Source organism: Mesorhizobium sp. B2-3-6 (genome assembly GCF_006442305.1).
Taxonomy (GTDB): domain Bacteria; phylum Pseudomonadota; class Alphaproteobacteria; order Rhizobiales; family Rhizobiaceae; genus Mesorhizobium.
The window spans coordinates 161751-180241 of sequence record NZ_VFVW01000007.1; the positions used below are offsets into that span (position 1 = coordinate 161751).

Consider the following 18491-nt stretch of genomic DNA (forward strand, 5'->3'; position numbering starts at 1 on the left):
TTACCATGCGCGTCACCACCAAAGGCCAAGTCACGATCCCCAAACAGATAAGGGATCACCTGGGTATCCGCCCGGGCTCCGAGGTGGAATTCGTGGCCACCGATGAGGGTGCTCGGCTTGTGGCCGTCAACGAGAATCTCCCCGAGGAGGAGAAATTGCGCAGGTTCAGTAATGTCCTTGACCGGATGGAGGGGACGTTGGATCTGGGTGGCATGACGACCGACGAGTATATGGAGTGGCTGAGGGGGCCGCGTGAAGATCTCGACGTTGATTGACACAAATGTCCTGATCGACGTTTGGGGGCCGGCCGGACCGCTGACAAAATGGTCGGCGTCTGCAATCGCCTCATGCCGCCGCGACGGCGACTTGGTGGTCAATACGATCATCTGGTCTGAACTGGCGCCGCTGATCGCCTCGGAGGCAGCGCTTCGAAAAGCGGTCGACATGCTCGAGATCGATCGCGAGTTTCTGCCCTGGGATGCGGCCTTCCTTGCAGGTGTGACGCATTCCCGTTATCGCCGTGCTGGTGGAATCCGCGAACGAACCTTGCCGGACTTCTTTATTGGCGCTCATGCGACCGTTGCCGGACATCGTCTTTTGACGCGCGACGCCGCGCGTTATCGCAGTTATTTCCCGGACCTTGACATCATTTCTCCTGAAACGCACCCATGAGGGCCTATCTTCCATGAAAGATTTGGCATGATCGGCAAGCTCAAGGGTATGCTCGACGAGATCGACGAGGATCATTGCCTGGTCGACGTGCATGGCGTCGGCTACGTCGCCTACTGCTCGGCGCGGACGCTGGCCGCGCTGCCTTCGCCCGGCGAAGCGGTGGTGCTGTTCATCGAGACCTATGTGCGCGAGGACATGATCCGGCTCTACGGCTTCCAGTCGGTGCTGGAGCGCGAATGGTTCCGGCTGTTGATGAGCAATGTGCAGGGCGTCGGCGCCAAGGTGGCGCTGGCCATCCTGTCGACACTGGCGCCGGCCGACCTTGCCAACGCGATCGCGTTGCGCGACATCGCCATGGTTTCCCGGGCGCCGGGCGTCGGCAAGAAGGTGGCCGAGCGCATCGTTACCGAATTGAAAAACAAGGCGCCGGCCTATGCCGGTGCCGCGTCGGGCACGATCGGCTTGAAGCAGGAGCTCGGCGAAGGCGTGGCAGCCGCGCCGATCACAGACGCGGTCTCGGCCCTAGTCAATCTCGGCTATTCCCGCGACACCGCCGCCAATGCGGTGGCGGCGGCACTGAAGACGGCGGGCGAGGAGGCGGACGCGTCGAAGCTGATTCGCTTCGGGCTCAAGGAACTGGCGCGATGAGCGCACGCTTGTTCGGTTCCCGGCCATATGCAAGGAAGGCGGCATGAGCCTTTCCCCCCGTCTGATCGCTCCGGAAAAACGCGGCGAGGATGCCGACCAGAGTTTGCGGCCGCAGACGCTTGACGATTTCGTCGGCCAGGCGGCGGTGCGGGCCAACCTCAAAGTGTTCATCGAGGCCGCCAAGGGGCGCAAGGAGGCGCTCGATCATGTGCTGTTCGTCGGGCCGCCAGGTCTAGGCAAGACGACGCTGGCGCAGATCATGGCGCGCGAGCTCGGCGTCAACTTCCGCTCAACCTCCGGACCGGTCATCGCCAAAGCCGGCGATCTCGCCGCACTCTTGACCAATCTCGAAGAAGGCGACGTCCTGTTCATCGACGAGATCCACAGGCTGAATCCTGCGGTGGAAGAGATCCTCTATCCGGCGATGGAGGATTTCCAGCTCGACCTGATCATCGGCGAGGGGCCGGCGGCGCGCTCGGTCAAGATCGATCTTGCCCGTTTCACCCTGGTCGCCGCCACCACGCGGCTCGGCCTGCTCACCAATCCGCTGCGCGACCGCTTCGGCATCCCGGTGCGGCTCAACTTCTACACGGTCGAGGAACTGGAGCAGATCGTGCGGCGCGGCGCACGCATCCTGCAAATGCCGCTCGGCGATGACGGCGCGCTGGAGATCGCGCGGCGCGCGCGAGGCACGCCGCGCATCGCCGGCCGGCTGTTGCGGCGCGTGCGCGATTTCGCTTCGGTCGCCGGCGATGGTCATGTGAACCGCTTGATCGCCGACGAGGCCTTGACCCGGCTGGAGGTCGACGCGCTCGGCCTCGATGCGCTCGACCGCCGGTATCTTTCGATGATCGCGCGCAATTTCGGCGGCGGGCCGGTCGGCATCGAGACGATCGCCGCCGGCCTGTCCGAGCCGCGCGATGCCATCGAGGACATCATCGAGCCCTATCTCATCCAGCAGGGTTTCATCCAGCGCACGCCGCGCGGCCGTGTGCTGACGGCCAATGCCTGGCGCCATCTCGGCCTCGACGCGCCGAAGGACCTGGCGCAACAGCAGATCAATTTATTCCAGGAAGAATAGCGGCCCCCGGCGGCGGCGTTCGGGCCGGCGATCAAGCGTCGCAACCGCTTTGCGGTGTGCGACCGGAGATCTTGCTGATCGATCCCGGCGGTGTGGAGCAACGGCGCTCAGTGAAGCGACCGGATCACGTCCAGCACATCGTGCTCGGCCTTTTCGCCGTTGAAAGCATCGACGATGCCGAAAGCGCCGCCGTAACTCCAGACCGACCAGGAGAAGCCATGCGCCTCGGCGCGCGCGATCATGTCCCGGACATAGGCGGCACGATAGCCGGCCGGCATCACATAGGGATTGCCGTATTCCTGGCGGATCATGCCGAACTCGCCCAGCGTGACGTTTTCCGGCCTGATGCGGTTGGCCTTCGCCCAGGCATCGACGGCCTTGAATGGGGCGTCCATGAGACCAAGCAGCTTGGCGTCGGTGTCCATGCTGGCTACCTGCTCGTCGAGATAGGCAAGCAGCCCGCCCTGCCGCGCCCAAGGTGCCTCGGTCTTGATCCTGGCGCGGATGGCGTCGAGCGTGACGTCGAGCTCAGCCGGCGGCACCGCGGTCAGCGGGTAGGGCAGGCCGGTCACATAGGGAATGAAATCGCCGGCCCAGGTCGCGCCCTGATGGGTAAGCAGGAACGGATCGTAGGAATGGAAGGTCCAGATGACGTTGTCGTCCGGGATCGCCATCGGATCGATTTTTTCCAGCGACGACGCCGCGGAATAGCAGGCCCCGGTCAGCACAAGCGTCAATCTCGTCGCCGAAGAACGCGCCGCGGCGAACAACCTCTGCTGGCGTTGCGGCCACAGGCTGGTGCCGTCGGCGTCGCAGTCGACGATCGGTTCGTTCATCGGTTCGAAGGCCACTTGCCCCGGATCTTCCCCGGCGAGCGTGTGCGCCATCTTGCGCACCACCTCGACATAGGCATCGAATGTCACCGGGTTGTTCATCACCTCGGCCATGCCGATCTTGCGCCCACTGCCGGCGGGGATCAGATGCATGTCGACGACAACCTTCAGGCCGGCGCGGTTGATCATGCGGACAGAGTCCAGCACGCTGGCATAGAGATCCTCGCGCAAGGCCATCGTATTTTCGGAAAGGAAGGGCGAAGGATCGACCGGCATGCGCAGGAAATCGAAGCCTGCATGCTTCAAAGCCTCGAGATCGTCGTCCTTGAGAAATTTGCGCCATTCCGGGTAGGGCAGGATGGCCTTGGCGTTGCCCCATTGGTCTTCGCCCGGCCAGGTCACCCACTGGTCGAGATTGAGCCCGCGCTTCATGGAGAAGGTCGCGGCCTGGCTCGGCCCGGCCAGAGCCATCACGACGAACAGAGCCATCACCACGAACAGCGCCGCCGCCAAGGTCTTGATCATCGCCGTCAACAGTGCCATCCGATGCCATGTCACGCGCGGCACAGGTGCCTTGCCGCGACTGAAAAAGGAAGCGCAATGGACGATCATGGTGAATCCGCGACCTTGCTGGCGGGGATTTCCGGTGCGCTGACGGCGTTCGGCCATCGGCTGATGGCGCGGGTCTACTATGCCGACACCGATTTCTCCGGCGTCGTCTACCACGCCCGCTATCTCGAATTCCTCGAGCGCGGCCGCTCCGACTATCTGAGGCTGAGCGGCGTCCACCACACCGAACTTGCCGATGGCAAGCATGGCGAAAGAATAGTCTGGGTGGTGCGTCGCATGGAGATCGACTTCCGCATCCCGGCCCGCATGGACGACATCCTGACGATCGACACCCGGACCGAGGAAATCTCCGGCGCGCGCATCTTCATGGCCCAGCAGCTCAAGCGCGGCGACGAGGTGCTGGTCGAGGCCAGGGTGGAGGCGGCGATCATCGGCGAGAATGGCCGGCCACGCCGCTTCCCCAGGGAGTGGATAGCAGCGTTCATACCCAAGGCGGGCTAAAAGGGTCGGCGTTGTTGGTATCGCCGGCGCCGCCTTGAAGCGCGGCAATGCGCCGCGCCTGATGGACTAACCCATCCTTAACCATAACGGTTCATGAAGAGATTGGTGAAGATTGGCGCTATCCAGCGCCTTCCTTTCACCAACATTTGCCCCGAAAAGGCCGCGAAAGGCACGTTTTGGGGTTGTTCCGGTAGCTTCGCGCGAACCGACCACAAGGGATGCCAGGGGCCAGCCGCCAGCTTCGCCCGGAAATCTTAAGGACGTTACGATGGAAAATATCGCACTCGCCGAACCGGGCGCGCAATTGTCGATTTGGGCGCTGTTCATGCAGGCCAGCTGGGTGGTCAAGCTGGTCATGATCGGGCTGCTCTGCGCCTCGGTCTGGACCTGGGCGATCATCGTCGACAAGCTCGTATCCTATGCCCGCATGCGGCTGGCGCTGAACCGGTTCGAGCAGGTGTTCTGGTCGGGGCAGTCGCTGGAGGAGCTTTACCGCACGTTGGCCGACCGCAAGACATCGGGCATGGGCGCCATCTTCGTCGCCGCCATGCGCGAGTGGAAGAAGAGTTTCGAAAAGGGCGCCAAGACGCCGCTCGGCTTGCAAACCCGCATCGACAAGGCGATGGACCTGGCGCTGACCCGCGAGATGGAGAAGCTCGAAGGCCGCCTCGGCTTCCTCGCAACCACGGGCTCGGCGGCCCCGTTCATCGGCCTGTTCGGCACCGTCATCGGCATCATGACGTCGTTCCAGGCGATCGCCGGCTCCAAGAACACCAGCCTGTCGGTGGTCGCGCCCGGCATCGCCGAGGCGCTGCTGGCGACCGCCATCGGCCTGCTCGCCGCCATTCCGGCCGTCATCGCCTACAACAAGCTGTCATCGGATGCGAGCAAGATCGCGGTGCGCATGGAAGGGTTCTCCGACGAGTTCTCCGCCATACTCTCGCGCCAAATCGATGAAAAAGTAGCGCCGAAGGCCTGAGGAGTAAGCCGATGGGAATGTCCGTAGGCATGGCTGGACGCGGCGGGCGCGGCCACAGGCGGCGCGGCCGCCATCATGGCCTCATCGCCGAAATCAACGTCACGCCGATGGTCGACGTGATGCTGGTTCTGTTGATCATCTTCATGGTCGCGGCGCCGCTTTTGACGGTCGGCGTGCCGATCGATCTGCCGGATACGCAGGCCAAGGCGATGAATGCCGACACCCAGCCGATCACCGTTTCGATCAATGCCGCCGGCCAGATCTATCTTCAGGAGACCGAAATCCCGATCGAGGAATTGGTGGCGAAGCTGCAGGCGATCTCGAAGACCGGCTATGACGAGCGCATCTTCATCCGCGGCGACAAGTCCACCGACTATGGCACGGCGATGAAGGTGATGGCCCGCATTTCGGCCGCCGGCTACAAGAATATCGGGCTGGTTTCACTGCAGGAACAGGATCAATAGACCCACTATGAGGACCGGCCTCACCACATCGGTGATCATGCATGCGGCGCTGATAGGCTTCGGCCTGTTCACGCTGTCGGCGCCGGCCGCGCTTCCGTCGGCCGACGTCGAGTCGGTCGCTGTCGACATCGTGCCGATCGAAGCCACTGCCCAGGTGCTGCAGGGCGACAAGAAATCGGTCGTGCATGAAAAGCCGGCGCCCTTGCCCACGCAGCGTCCCGATGTGGTGCCGGATGCGCAGAAGGTCGGCGAGAACAGCGTCGATACCGACAAGCCGATAACGCCCGAGGCCAAGCCGAAGCCGGTCGACATGACGTCGGCTCCGCCGCCGGCGCCAACGCCGATCGAAAAGCCGAAGACCGAGGACGTACCGAAGCCGCAGGAAAAGCCCAAGCCGACGCCGGCCACGGAAGTGGCTCCCGCGCCGCAGCCCAAGGAAGAGGTCAAGCCCGAGCCGGTCAAGCAGACCGAGCCGAAGCCGGCGCCGGCCAAGGAGCCGACGCCCGCACCGCCACAGGACAAGACCGCGGCCATCGAGCCGACGCCCGAGGTGAAGCCGGACGCGGTCGCCCAGGCGATCGCCAAGGACCAGCCTGACGATGCCCAACTGCCGGACTCCGCGCCCGCGCCTCAGGCGCGGCCGAAGCCGCAGCCGGCACAGGCCGAAAGCGCCAAGGCGCCGGAGCGCAAGGACGCCGACAAACCGGTCAAGGAGGCTTCATCCAAGCCGAAATCGGAGGACAAGCAGTTCAATTCCGACGAGATCTCGGCCCTGCTGGACAAGCAGAAGCCCTCCGGCGGCGGCGCCAAGCGTTCGACACAGCAGGCTTCGCTCGGCGGCGAGAAGGACCAGGGCCAGAAGCTGTCGAGATCAGAACTGGGCGCCCTGTCGGATCAGCTTGGCGGTTGCTGGACATTGCCGGCGGGGCTGGAGGGCTCGGAGAATTTCGTCGCCGTGGTCATGTTCAACCTCGACCCCTCGGGCAAGCTGGATGGCCGGCCCACCGTCGAGAAATCGAGCGGGAATCGCCAATTCGATGAAAGCGCCGTGCGTGCGGTTCAGAAATGCAACATGGCCGGCCTTCAGGTTCCGGCGGGCAAACAGGACATCTGGGCCCAGGTCCGTGTCACTTTCGATCCGAGGGAAATGCTTGGCCTTTGAGGCCTGCCCTCCGCAGAATCAGTGAAGAGAAGCGAGAAGACATGAAATTCATCCTCAAGCCGCTCCTGATGGTCGCGACAATGGCGCTGGGCTCGATGGCCGGCGCCGTCATGCCCGCGTGGGCGCTCGTCGAGATCAACGTCAACAAGGGCAATGTCGAGCCGCTGCCGATCGCTATCACCGATTTCCAGTCGGGCGATGGGCTTGGCGCGCAGATTTCCGGCATCGTCACCGCCGACCTGAAGCGCTCGGGCCTGTTCGCACCGATCGACAAAAGCGCCTTCATCGAGAAGATCGCCAATCCTGACGCAGCGCCTCGCTTCGACGACTGGAAGGTGATCAATGCCCAGGCTCTGGTCACCGGCAGCGTCAGCAAGGAGGCCGACGGGCGCATCCGCGCGCAGTATCGGCTGTGGGACACGTTCGCGGGACAGCAGATGTCGGGCGAACAATTCTTCGCCAACGACGCCAATCAGCGACGCGTCGCTCACATCATCGCCGACGCCATCTACGAGCGGCTGACCGGCGAGAAGGGCTATTTCGACACGCGCGTCGTTTTCATCGACGAGTCCGGCGCCAAGAATGCGCGCAAGAAGCGCCTCGCCATCATGGACCAGGACGGCGCCAATGTGCGCTATCTCTCGGACGGCAGGGCGATCGTCTTGACGCCGCGCTTCTCGCCGAACCGGCAGGAAATCACCTACATGTCCTATGAGAGCGGCCAGCCGCGGGTGTATCTCCTGCAGATCGAGACCGGCCAGCGCGAACTGGTCGGCAATTTTCCGGGCATGACGTTTGCGCCGCGCTTTTCGCCGGATGGCCAGAAGGTGATCATGAGCCTGCTGCGCGACGACGGCAATTCCAACATCTTCGCCATGGACCTCAGGAGCCGCTCGACGACCCGGCTCACCAACTCGACCGCCATCGACACTTCGCCTTCCTATTCGCCCGACGGCAGCAAGGTGGTGTTCACCTCCGACCGCGGCGGCCGCGCGCAGATCTATGTGATGGGCGCCGACGGTTCGGGCCAGACCCGCATCTCCTTCGGCGACGGGGTCTATTCGACGCCGGTGTGGTCGCCGCGCGGCGATCTCATCGCCTTCACCAAGCAGACCGGCGGCGAATTCCAGATCGGCGTTATGAAGACCGACGGTTCGGGCGAGCGCATCCTGTCATCCGGCTTCCAGCAGGAAGGACCGACCTGGGCGCCGAACGGCCGCGTGCTGATGTTCTTCCGCGATTCCGCCGGCGGCCCGAAACTGGTTTCTGTCGATCTCACCGGCCGCAACGAGCAGTCGATCCCGACCGCGAACTTTGCCTCCGATCCGGCCTGGTCGCCGCTGCTGGAGTGAGAGGAATTGGAGAAATGAAGAAATGAAGAATTGAGGGATGGAGAGAGAAGCGGGTTACATCAAGCGCGCGAAGGATTTGGATGTCTATAGGCACGCTTATGGGGTTTCCTCGACGTCCACAAGGCCACGCTTGTTTTTCCGAAAATGGAACAATACGCGTTGGCTGACCAAATGCGGCGATCCAGCAAGGCGATCTGTGCCAATCTGGCTGAAGGATTTGCCAAACAGACCCATTCCAGGCCCGAATTTGCGCGTTTCATTTCGATGGCCATGGGATCATGCAGCGAAGTAGAGACGTGGATTTCGTATGCGTTCGACCTTGGCTACATCACCCACGCGCAGCGCGATGAATGGCTGCAATCCTATGTCCATATCTATGGAATGCTGGTGAATCTCAGGAAGAAGTTGAAATGACCCTTTTCCTCATTTCTTCAATTCCTCAATTCTCCATTTCCACCTCTTTGTCGCGTTTTGGCCGCATTTCCGCCTAGGGTCCGCGCCAACTGTGGCCCGGATCAAAGGGCTGCGGACGGGCGGCCTAAACCAAATTTTAACCGTGTTTCTTGAATGCCGGTTAACCCAAACGTGGTTACTGGGTGATCAACGAAATCACTCGAATGCGAAGGAGAGGCGGCATGAGCCGTATCGCAGCACTTACCAGAAATCCCGTCATGATCGCGCTGGTGGCGATGCTCGCCATTGCCGGTTGCGCTTCGAAGAAGACGCCCAACAGCGCCGCCGATCTCGGCCTCAACGGCGCCGGTGCCGCAACGCCCGGATCGGCGCAGGACTTCACCGTCAATATCGGCGACCGCATCTTCTTCGACACGGACTCCTCCTCGATCCGCGCCGACGCCCAGACGACGCTGTCGCGCCAGGCGCAGTGGCTGAACCAGTACAAGCAGTATGCGATCGTCGTTGAAGGCCATGCCGACGAACGCGGCACGCGCGAATACAATTTGGCGCTCGGTGCCCGCCGTGCCGCCGCCACGCGCGACTTCCTGGTCTCCAAGGGCGTCTCCGCCAACCGCCTGAAGACCATTTCCTACGGCAAGGAACGGCCGGTCGCGGTTTGCGACGACATCTCCTGCTGGTCGCAGAACCGCCGCGCGGTCACCACGCTCAGCGGCGCCGGTTCCTGACATTTTTCGCGCGTCGAGCGACGCGCGAAAAACACGACGACAAAAATGCAACACAGGTTTGCGAAAGGCGGCTGAAAGGCCGCCTTTTTCATGTTTGGTCCCTTCAAACAAAATTTGGCCGAAGTCTCGCGTCCTGCTATGAGCCGAGGGCGCTTGGCTGGTCCCATACCGATTGGAAGGCGCGAACAAGCTAACGACACGGCGAGAGGCATATGCATTTGAGATCAGTTCTGAGCGGCACGCTTGCGCTGCTGCTCCTTTCAGGCGTCACCGCGATGGCGGGTGGCTTAGGGACTGATGGCACGGGACAGCCAGCCGACAGCGGCTTCTCGTTCCATCTGCCCAGCATCGAGTTGCCTGGCGTTTTCAGCGAAAAGAAGAAGTCGGACCAGGTTCAGTTCGCGCAGCAGTCGACTGGCACAGGCGCCACCGGGCTCGAGGACCAACTGCGCCAGATGAACGGCAAGATCGAGGAACTGAACTTCCAGATCCTGCAAATGCAGGAGCAGATCCGCAAACAGCAGGAAGACAACGAGTTCCGCTTCCAGCAGCTCGAAGGCGGTACGCAGGGTGCGCAGCAGCCGGCCGGGCAGAAGAAGTCACAGGCCGCGCCCGCCGACAGCGATGACAGCGTGGCCGAGGCGCCGGCCACGCAACCGCCCGCGGAGGCCGACAATCGGGCAGCGGCCGGCCAGTCGGCTGGCGGCGGCCAGAGCGTCGAGGACGTCATCGTCGAATCCTCTGACGGTGATCCGGGCAAGGTGATCCCCGGAACGGGAGCGCCCGAAAAGACCTTCGGCAGCATCACCGTCGACAAGAACGGCAATGTGGTCGATGCCGGCGGCAGCACGCAGGCGACCGCACCGGCGCAGGATGTCGCTCCAGCCACCGGCGCTCCGGCCAAGAGCGGCAAGTCCGACGGCACGGTGGTTGCGGCGCTGCCTTCCACGAACGATCCCGAGGAGCTCTACCGCAACTCCTACCAGTTCATCCTTTCGGGCGACTACGGCACCGCTGAACAGGGTTTTCGCGACCACATCGCGCGTTTTCCCCGTGACGCGAAAACGGCGGATGCGCACTATTGGCTGGGCGAATCGCTGCTTGGCCAGCAGAAATATCGCGATGCCGCGGAGGTCTTCCTCGCCGCCAGCAAGGACTATCCCAAGGCCAAGAAGGCCCCCGACATGCTGCTGAAGCTCGGCGTGTCGCTGGTCGGCCTGAAGCAGCACGACGTGGCCTGCGCCACCTTCAGCGAGGTCGGCAAGCGCTACCCCGACATTTCCAACACGCTCAAGGAGCGCGTGAAGCAGGAAAAGGCCCTGGCGGCGTGCTAGCCCTTCTCCTGCCTGCCGTTGCCCTGCCTTCGGAGCCGTGTTCGGGCGACATGCATTGATGCTCGACACCGAGCCTGATCTTTCGAAAGACCTTTTTTCGCACATCGACTTTACCAGCGGCGCCGTTGCGGCCGTATCCGGCGGCAGCGACTCGACCGCCCTACTTCTCCTTCTCAAACGACATCTCGACCGAACCGCGCCGTCCGCGAAGCTGCTGGCGGTGACGATCGACCACGGTTTGCGGCAGGGCGCGGCGGCCGAAGCGGAAGCGGTGGCCAGGCTTTGCGCCGCGCACGCCATCGCGCACCGCATCGTCGCCTGGTCCGGACGCAAGCCGTCGACCGGGCTGCCGGCCGCCGCGCGGGAGGCTCGCTACCGGCTGCTGGCCGAGGCGGCGCGGGAGGAAGGCCTCGGTCTGATCGTGACCGGTCATACGGCGGACGACCAGGCCGAGACGGTGCTGATGCGGCTAGTCCGAGGCAAGGGCGCCCGCGGCCTTGCCGGCATGGCGCCGATCACCTTGCACGACTGGCACGAATGGATCGTGCGGCCGCTCCTTGGCATTCGGCGCGCGGCTTTGCGCAACTTCCTGCGGCGCGAGCATGTCGGCTGGGCCGAGGATCCGACCAATGCCGACGCGGCCTTCGAGCGACCGCGCATGCGCGCGGCACTGGCCGGCGCTGACGGTGCGCAGCGCATCGATGACGCATTGACGCTGGCGGCGCGCGAGAGCGAGGCGCGCAGCCGGCTTGGCATCCGCGCCGCGGATTTAATCGCGCGCTTCGCCAGCCAGCCGGCGCCGGGTCTTGTCCGCCTCGATCCGACCCTGCTTTCGGCCGGCGACGATCCGGCGGCCGTCTATGCGCTGCGCATCCTCCTCGCCACAAGCGGGGGCGTTGCGTTTCTGCCGGACCAGGCGCGATGCGAGGCGCTGTTCGGTAGGCTGAAGGCTGGATTTCTTTGCGCCACATTGTCGCGGACGGTGGTCGATTCCAGGCGCGCCGGCATCTTTCTGCGCCGCGAGACGCGAGGCTTGCCGCCTGTGGTCGCGGCCACCGGCGGGCTGCTCTGGGACGGCCGCCGGCACATCACGTTGGACGACGGCGGCAGTGCATTGTTGATCGCGCCGTTCGGGGCAGCGGCGGCGAAGCGTCTGGCGATCGCGGAAGGCGAAACGCCGCGCAGCCTCGTGCGCGCCGCGCGGGCATGCGAGCCAGCATCGCGGCAAGCCGTTGAAAACCCTGGCCTGCCTCAGGGTGGGCAGGCGTCGCCGGGGTTCACGGCACAGGCCGTCGTCGCCCCCTTTGTCCGTTTCCTGCCGTCCTTCGACCTGGCGCCGGCGCGGGTCGTCGCCGAATTGATCGGCGCACCGTTGCCTCCCGCCCTGCCTTTCAAGCGGCCATAGCGCCGGTCGGTCATGGGCGAAAGCTTAACCCACACGTGCTGTTCTGCTTGGCAAGGGGGGGCGCTCTCCCTATGTTAGGCTCAAGTTTCCTCTCACGACGCGTGTCCGCCCGCGGACGCCAACGGGACAATTGATGAATCCGAACTATCGCAACCTCGCGCTCTGGGCGATCATAGCGGTCCTGCTCATCGCCCTCTTCAATCTGTTCCAGACGCCGCAGACGCGTGGGGCTTCGAGCGATGTACCTTATTCGCAGTTCCTGCAGGATGTCGCGGCGGGCCGGGTCAAGACGGTGACCATCGCCGGCGCCCGCATCTCCGGCACCTACACCGACAATTCGAGCGGCTTCCAGACCTATTCGCCCGGCGATCCGTCGCTGGTCTCGCGGCTGCAGGACAAGAACGTCACCATCAATGCGCGGCCGGAGACCGACGGTTCAAACTCGCTGTTCGGGTACCTGATCTCGTGGCTGCCGATGATCCTGATCCTCGGCGTATGGATATTCTTCATGCGCCAGATGCAGTCCGGCTCCGGTCGTGCCATGGGCTTCGGCAAGTCGAAGGCCAAGCTTCTGACCGAGGCGCATGGCCGCGTCACCTTCCAGGACGTCGCCGGCGTCGACGAGGCCAAGGAAGACCTGGAGGAGATCGTCGAGTTCCTGCGCGATCCGCAGAAATTCCAGCGGCTCGGCGGCAAGATCCCGCGCGGCGTGCTCTTGGTCGGCCCTCCGGGAACCGGCAAGACGCTGCTCGCCCGCTCGGTCGCCGGCGAGGCAAACGTGCCGTTCTTCACCATTTCGGGTTCGGACTTCGTCGAGATGTTTGTCGGCGTCGGCGCCAGCCGCGTGCGCGACATGTTCGACCAGGCCAAGAAGAACGCGCCCTGCATCATCTTCATCGACGAAATCGACGCGGTCGGCCGTCACCGCGGCGCGGGTCTCGGCGGCGGTAATGATGAGCGCGAGCAGACGCTGAATCAGCTGCTGGTCGAGATGGACGGCTTCGAGTCCAACGAAAGCATCATCCTGATCGCCGCCACCAACCGGCCCGACGTGCTCGACCCGGCGCTGCTGAGGCCCGGCCGTTTCGACCGCCAGGTGGTGGTGCCGAACCCCGACATCGTCGGACGCGAGAAGATCCTGAAAGTGCATGTGCGCAACGTGCCGCTGGCGCCCAATGTCGACCTCAAGGTCGTCTCCCGCGGCACGCCGGGCTTCTCCGGCGCCGATCTGATGAACCTCGTCAACGAGGCCGCCCTGATGGCGGCGCGGCGTAACAAGCGCCTCGTGACCATGGCCGAGTTCGAGGACGCCAAGGACAAGATCATGATGGGCGCCGAGCGCCGCTCCTCGGCCATGACCCAGGCCGAGAAGGAGTTGACCGCCTATCACGAGGCCGGTCACGCCATACTGGCGCTCAACGTGCCGTCGGCCGATCCGCTGCACAAGGCGACAATCATTCCGCGCGGCCGCGCGCTCGGCATGGTCATGCAGTTGCCGGAAGGCGACCGCTATTCGATGAGCTACAAGTACATGATCTCACGGCTTGCCATCATGATGGGCGGCCGCGTCGCCGAGGAGTTCAAGTTCGGCAAGGAGAACATCACGTCGGGCGCTTCCTCCGATATCGAGCAGGCGACCAAGCTGGCGCGCGCCATGGTCACGCGCTGGGGCTTTTCCGACAAGCTCGGCCATGTCGCTTATGGCGACAACCAGGAGGAAGTGTTCCTCGGCCATTCGGTGGCGCGCACGCAGAACATCTCGGAAGAAACCGCGCAGATCATCGACGCCGAGGTGCGCCGCCTGATCGACGAGGCCTATTCGACCGCGAGGTCGGTGCTGACCAAGAAGAAGAAGGAATGGATCGCGCTGGCGCAGGGCCTGCTCGAATACGAGACGCTGTCGGGCGACGAGATCAAGCAGCTGATCGCCGGCGAGAAGCCCGCGCGCGATCTCGGCGACGACACGCCGCCGAGCCGTGGTTCGGCCGTGCCGAAGTCGGGCCGCCGCAAAAAGGGTCCCGAGCCCGAGGGCGGCATGGAACCGCAGCCGTCGAGCTGAACTCGGCCAAGAACAAATTGAGAAACGCCGCGGTTCGACCGCGGCGTTTTTGTTTGGGGCAGGCTGCTGAGTTTCTCCGTGGCCTGCGCCTGCAAGGTTGGTTAGGCGATTGGCGGAAGCCGGCGTGGCAGCAGCCAATCTTCCCACTTTGTGGAAGATGCCGGGCAGCTCAGCGGGGGCAGCGTCCGCCGACAAATCGAGTTAGGCCTTCCGGGCTGCGGGGGAGGATCTCTCTTGCCGTTCGACGATTCCTCGAGCCACCCTCGCCCAGCTTTTCGTGAATGCGAGGCAACCTGGCCGGGAGCAGGCAACGATCCTTCGTGCCCCTCTGGCCTGCCGGCAATCTCCTCTACGAGGGAGATTGCAGCGTCGCGACAACGCGCCTCTCATCAGCACAGCGGGGATCCCTGCTGAAGCCGCGGGCAAAAAAGGCCCGCGAACCTTGCGGTTCCCGGACCTTACTTTCCTCAAATAGTGCTGTCGCTCAGCTCTTCAGCTTGGCATTGCACAGGCTGTAGAAGCCGCCGCCCTTCTGGATCCACTTCAAGCCGCCAAGCGTGTTGGCGTCCTTGTTGGCATAGTACTGCTGGAGGCAGGTATGCATGCGGGCCTTGGCCGGGGTTTCGGTGGCGAATTTCGGCGAGATTGCGGTCGGGAAACTCACGCCCTTCGGCGCAGCGACAGTCGGCTTTGCCGGCTCCTTGGTGTAGGTCGCCTCTGTTGGAGCCGGGACGGTGTCATCGTCCGAGGCGCTGGCGCCGCATTCGGCCTTCCGGAAGTCGTTCCACTTCATGCCGTTGAGCGTATTGGCGGTCTTGGCAGCCTGGTACTTGCTGCTGCAGTCGGCCATGCTCAGGCCCTTGCCCGAGCTGTCGGTCGCCGCAGCCGTGGTCGCCGCCTTGGTGGTCGCCGGTTTGGTGGCGGCGGCAGCGGATGCGCCGGCGGCAGCGGACGCGCCGGTGGCGCATTCGCTCTTGCGGAAGTCGTTCCACTTCATGCCGTTGAGCGTGCCGGCGGCCTTGGCCGCCTGGTACTTGGTGCTGCATTCCTTTGCGGTCAGGCCTTTGGCTCCGTCGTCGGCGGCGGCCGCAGCCTTGGTCGCCTTGGCCGGCTTCGTATCGGCCGCCTTGGTGTCCGCTGCCTTGGCGTCGGGCTTGGCTGTCGCGGCGGCATCAGTGCCGCACTGCGCCTTGCGGAACTGGTTCCAGGTCTGGCCGGCAAGTGTCCCCGCGTCCTTGGCCGCGTTATACTTCGTGCTGCACTCGGCCATCGTCAGCGCGTTGGCTGGCGCGGCCAGGAATAACGTCGCGACCGCAAGGCCGGTCAAAGTGGCAAGTCGGTGGATGAGCATAGCGTTTCTCCGTTGCAGCAGCCCATTATACGTCCCAGCAAATCAATAACGCTCAACGGTCGGTTGCGCCAGATGCTAAGTGGCGTATACATCGCCGAAACCCGGCTTCGGCCGGCAAGGTGATGAAATCGTTGCCTGTTGCCGGGTGGAAGACAAGAATTTGTGGGTAAATCCATGTCGAATGGTCCACAGGCATGGTATATTGTGGCGAGGCAGCGCCATCACGCTAGGTTGCGCCAGTCTGTGTGCAATGCACAACAAGGGTTTTCTAAGGGATTGGTAACAGATAATCACGAAATGTGATCGTAGTGCGCCGGCCAATTATGGCATGACGTACCGGGCAAGAACCACCGGGGACACTGACTAGCATGGCAGGAAATTATTTCGGCACGGACGGTATTCGCGGGCGCGCCAACAAGTTTCCAATGACGGCGGAAATCGCGATGAGGGTCGGCATGGCGGCCGGCCTGTCCTTCCAGCGCGGCAGCCATCGTCACCGTGTGGTGCTCGGCAAGGACACCAGACTTTCCGGCTACATGATCGAGAACGCCATGGTGGCGGGCCTCTGCGCCGCCGGCATGGACGTGTTCCTGCTCGGCCCCATCCCGACGCCGGCGGTCGCCATGTTGGTGCGTTCGCTGCGCGCCGATATCGGCGTCATGATCTCGGCCTCGCACAATCCTTATTACGACAATGGCATCAAGCTATTCGGTCCCGACGGCTACAAGCTCTCCGACGAGATCGAAGAGCGCATCGAGAGCATGCTGGACAAGGATATCGAACTGGCACTCGCCGATTCCGACGGACTTGGTCGCGCCAAGCGCGTCGATGGCGTGCATGACCGCTACATCGAGTTTGCAAAGCGCACCTTGCCGCGTTCGATGTCGCTTTCAGGTTTGAGGATCGTCGTCGATTGCGCCAATGGCGCCGCCTACAAGGTTGCCCCCGAGGCGCTTTGGGAGCTGGGCGCCGAAGTGGTGGCCATCAATGTCGAGCCCAACGGCTTCAACATCAACAAGGAATGCGGCTCGACCCATCCGGCAGGCCTGCAGAAGAAAGTCCACGAGGTGCGCGCCGACATCGGCATCGCGCTCGACGGCGATGCCGACCGTGTCGTCATCGTTGACGAGAACGGCGCGATCGTCGACGGCGACCAGATCATGGCAATGATCGCCGAGTCCTGGCACCAGAGCGGGCGGCTTGCCGGCGGTGGCGTCGTTTCGACGGTCATGTCCAATCTCGGCCTCGAACGCTTCCTCGGCGACATGAAGCTGCAATTGCACCGCACCAAGGTCGGCGACCGCTATGTCGTCGAGCATATGCGCGCGCACGGGCTCAATGTCGGCGGCGAGCAGTCGGGCCACATCGTGCTGTCGGACTTCTCGACCACGGGCGACGGCCTGGTTTCGGCGCTGCAGGTGCTGGCCTGCATCAAGCGGCAGGGCCGGCCGGTCAGCGAATTGTCGAAGAAGTTCGAGCCGGTGCCGCAACTCCTCAAGAACGTCCGCATCGCCGGCGGCAAGCCGCTCGAGGAAGCTCCGGTCAAGGCTGCGATCGAGGACGCCCGTCAACGCCTCGGCAAGGCGGGGCGGCTCGTCATCCGCCCGTCCGGCACCGAGCCGCTGATCCGTGTCATGGCCGAGGGCGACGACCCGCAGCTGGTCGAGGCCGTCGTCAACGACATCGTTGAGGTCATCTCGGAAACACGCAGCGCCGCCTGATCTCAGGTGCATTCGGAGGGCCGACGCCGCTCTGATTGCTTAGAAGCCCGCCCGTCCGGCGGGCTTTTGTTTGCCTGCGAAACTGGCTCGAGACACGTGGAACCATCCGAATTCCTCAAATGCTCGAGATTCGTGGTTAATAGACAGGGTTAAATGCCTTTTAACCTTTGCAATTCATTATCCACGCCTGAAAGCCAATCTCATTCGGACGCGACCGCTGTTCCGAGGGTTTCTAGGGGTGACAAGCATGTTCAATACAGCAAGAAAGGCCCTGTTCGCCGCGCTGTTCGCGGGCCTGGCATGGCCGGTGTTCGCGGCCGACCTTCCGGAGCCGGTGGTCGAAGAGGCGCCGCCGCCGGTATACGAGCAGCCAGTCGATGTCGGCGGCTGGTACATTCGCGGCGATCTCGACTACCACAAGTCGAAAGTGCGCGGCATCGATTACACGACCTACACCATCGATCCCTGTAATTGTAACGTCATTCCCGGCGACAGGAGCTTCGATTTCGGCAAGCTCAAGGGCGGCTTCTCGCTCGGCGCCGGCGTCGGCTACAAGATCAACGATCATTTTCGTACGGATTTGACCGCCGATTACTGGTTCAAGTCGAACTTCGACGGCGGAACCTCGGACGCTTTCTCGACGTCGACCGAAGTGTCGAAAATGAGCGCCTTGCTGCTGCTGGCCAACGCCTATGTCGATCTCGGCACCTATCACGGCATCACGCCCTATGTCGGCGCCGGCATCGGCGGCGCGCATGTCAGATGGGACGATGTCAGGGACCCGAACACCACCGAGTTCAACCCCGGTGCGAAAAGCTGGCGCTTTGCCTACGCGCTCATGGCCGGCGCTTCCTACTGCCTGACCGACAAGCTGATCCTGGACGCGGGCTATCGCTACAGCCACATCCAGGGTGGCCGCATGTTCGAGTGGGATATCAGCAGCGCCGGGCCGGGCTTCGACCGCGGCATCGACACGCATGAGGTGCGCGGCGGCCTGCGGTACCAGTTCGGCGGCAACAACGGTTGCGTCGCGCCGACGGTGGCCTATCAGCCCGAACCCGAGCCGATCTACACCAAGTAACATCCGACCATCCAACGGTCCGAAACCGCCCGGCATCAGCCGGGCGGTTTTCGCTTGTCTGGCTGCCCGAAAATCATTCGCTAACGCTCTGTTAGCCTTAACCCCGACTTAACCACTATGGTTAACAATGCTTCCT

General features: G+C 63.5%; 18 protein-coding genes. 16 read left to right on the forward strand and 2 right to left on the reverse strand.

The genetic code is table 11. The features are described from left to right. The first annotated feature begins 5 nt into the window (after positions 1-5). The 4 genes from FJ953_RS20915 to ruvB are packed head-to-tail and all read left to right on the forward strand — an operon-like array spanning position 6 to position 2401. Entirely contained in the window at positions 6-275 is a 270-nt protein-coding gene (locus tag FJ953_RS20915) for an AbrB/MazE/SpoVT family DNA-binding domain-containing protein (RefSeq protein ID WP_140493211.1), read from the forward strand. Beyond that, positions 253-672: a type II toxin-antitoxin system VapC family toxin gene (locus FJ953_RS20920; protein WP_140493214.1), complete on the forward strand. Its 420-nt coding sequence runs from the start codon at positions 253-255 to the stop codon at positions 670-672. Before FJ953_RS20915 ends, FJ953_RS20920 begins: the two co-directional genes overlap by 23 nt. A gap of 27 nt (positions 673-699) precedes the next feature. Beyond that, positions 700-1320: a Holliday junction branch migration protein RuvA gene (gene ruvA, locus FJ953_RS20925; RefSeq protein WP_140566844.1), complete on the forward strand. Its 621-nt coding sequence runs from the start codon at positions 700-702 to the stop codon at positions 1318-1320. A 43-nt stretch (positions 1321-1363) separates the two neighbouring features. After that, positions 1364-2401 (forward strand): Holliday junction branch migration DNA helicase RuvB, encoded by a 1038-nt coding sequence (gene ruvB / locus FJ953_RS20930; RefSeq protein ID WP_140493220.1) that lies wholly within the window; start codon positions 1364-1366, stop codon positions 2399-2401. 107 nt (positions 2402-2508) lie between these two features. Here the strand turns inward: ruvB and FJ953_RS20935 are convergent, their stop codons facing one another. Further along, the gene (locus FJ953_RS20935; RefSeq protein ID WP_140624978.1) at positions 2509-3777 is read right to left on the reverse strand and encodes a cellulase family glycosylhydrolase; all 1269 of its coding nucleotides are present in this window, start codon (positions 3775-3777) and stop codon (positions 2509-2511) included. A 57-nt stretch (positions 3778-3834) separates the two neighbouring features. Here FJ953_RS20935 and ybgC point away from each other — a divergent pair, with 57 nt between their 5' ends. The 10 genes from ybgC (at position 3835) to ftsH (ending at position 14202) form a co-directional block, all read left to right on the forward strand. Further along, on the forward strand, positions 3835-4305 hold the full coding sequence (ybgC, locus tag FJ953_RS20940) for a tol-pal system-associated acyl-CoA thioesterase (protein WP_140493226.1): 471 nt from the start codon (positions 3835-3837) through the stop codon (positions 4303-4305). Between the two features lie 268 nt (positions 4306-4573). Further along, positions 4574-5284 carry a protein TolQ gene (gene tolQ / locus FJ953_RS20945; RefSeq protein ID WP_140493236.1) on the forward strand — a complete coding sequence of 237 codons (711 nt, stop codon included), beginning with the start codon at positions 4574-4576 and terminating at the stop codon, positions 5282-5284. Between the two features lie 11 nt (positions 5285-5295). Then, positions 5296-5748, forward strand: coding sequence for a protein TolR (gene tolR / locus FJ953_RS20950; RefSeq protein ID WP_140493239.1), 453 nt, complete (start codon positions 5296-5298; stop codon positions 5746-5748). 7 nt (positions 5749-5755) lie between these two features. Continuing rightward, positions 5756-6910: an energy transducer TonB gene (locus tag FJ953_RS20955; protein WP_140493242.1), complete on the forward strand. Its 1155-nt coding sequence runs from the start codon at positions 5756-5758 to the stop codon at positions 6908-6910. A gap of 41 nt (positions 6911-6951) precedes the next feature. Next, positions 6952-8262 (forward strand): Tol-Pal system beta propeller repeat protein TolB, encoded by a 1311-nt coding sequence (tolB, locus tag FJ953_RS20960; protein ID WP_140493245.1) that lies wholly within the window; start codon positions 6952-6954, stop codon positions 8260-8262. Between the two features lie 159 nt (positions 8263-8421). Then, positions 8422-8676, forward strand: a complete 255-nt coding sequence (locus FJ953_RS20965) for a four helix bundle protein (protein ID WP_246674862.1) — start codon at positions 8422-8424, stop codon at positions 8674-8676. A gap of 221 nt (positions 8677-8897) precedes the next feature. Next, complete coding sequence (gene pal, locus FJ953_RS20970) at positions 8898-9404, forward strand: peptidoglycan-associated lipoprotein Pal (RefSeq protein WP_140493251.1); 507 nt, start codon at positions 8898-8900, stop codon at positions 9402-9404. Positions 9405-9616: 212 nt separating this feature from the next. Beyond that, positions 9617-10738 (forward strand): tol-pal system protein YbgF, encoded by a 1122-nt coding sequence (gene ybgF, locus FJ953_RS20975; RefSeq protein WP_140624979.1) that lies wholly within the window; start codon positions 9617-9619, stop codon positions 10736-10738. A 58-nt stretch (positions 10739-10796) separates the two neighbouring features. Continuing rightward, a complete protein-coding gene (gene tilS / locus FJ953_RS20980) occupies positions 10797-12143 on the forward strand; it encodes a tRNA lysidine(34) synthetase TilS (protein WP_140624980.1) in 1347 nt (448 codons plus the stop codon). Between the two features lie 133 nt (positions 12144-12276). Then, positions 12277-14202: an ATP-dependent zinc metalloprotease FtsH gene (gene ftsH, locus FJ953_RS20985; protein WP_140493260.1), complete on the forward strand. Its 1926-nt coding sequence runs from the start codon at positions 12277-12279 to the stop codon at positions 14200-14202. Between the two features lie 484 nt (positions 14203-14686). Here the strand turns inward: ftsH and FJ953_RS20990 are convergent, their stop codons facing one another. Further along, positions 14687-15553 carry a hypothetical protein gene (locus FJ953_RS20990; protein ID WP_140493263.1) on the reverse strand — a complete coding sequence of 289 codons (867 nt, stop codon included), beginning with the start codon at positions 15551-15553 and terminating at the stop codon, positions 14687-14689. 368 nt (positions 15554-15921) lie between these two features. On the opposite strand from FJ953_RS20990, the gene glmM reads away from it, so the two are divergent. After that, entirely contained in the window at positions 15922-17274 is a 1353-nt protein-coding gene (glmM, locus tag FJ953_RS20995) for a phosphoglucosamine mutase (RefSeq protein ID WP_140493266.1), read from the forward strand. Positions 17275-17521: 247 nt separating this feature from the next. Then, a complete protein-coding gene (locus FJ953_RS21000) occupies positions 17522-18355 on the forward strand; it encodes an outer membrane protein (RefSeq protein ID WP_140624981.1) in 834 nt (277 codons plus the stop codon). The last annotated feature ends 136 nt before the right edge of the window (positions 18356-18491 follow it).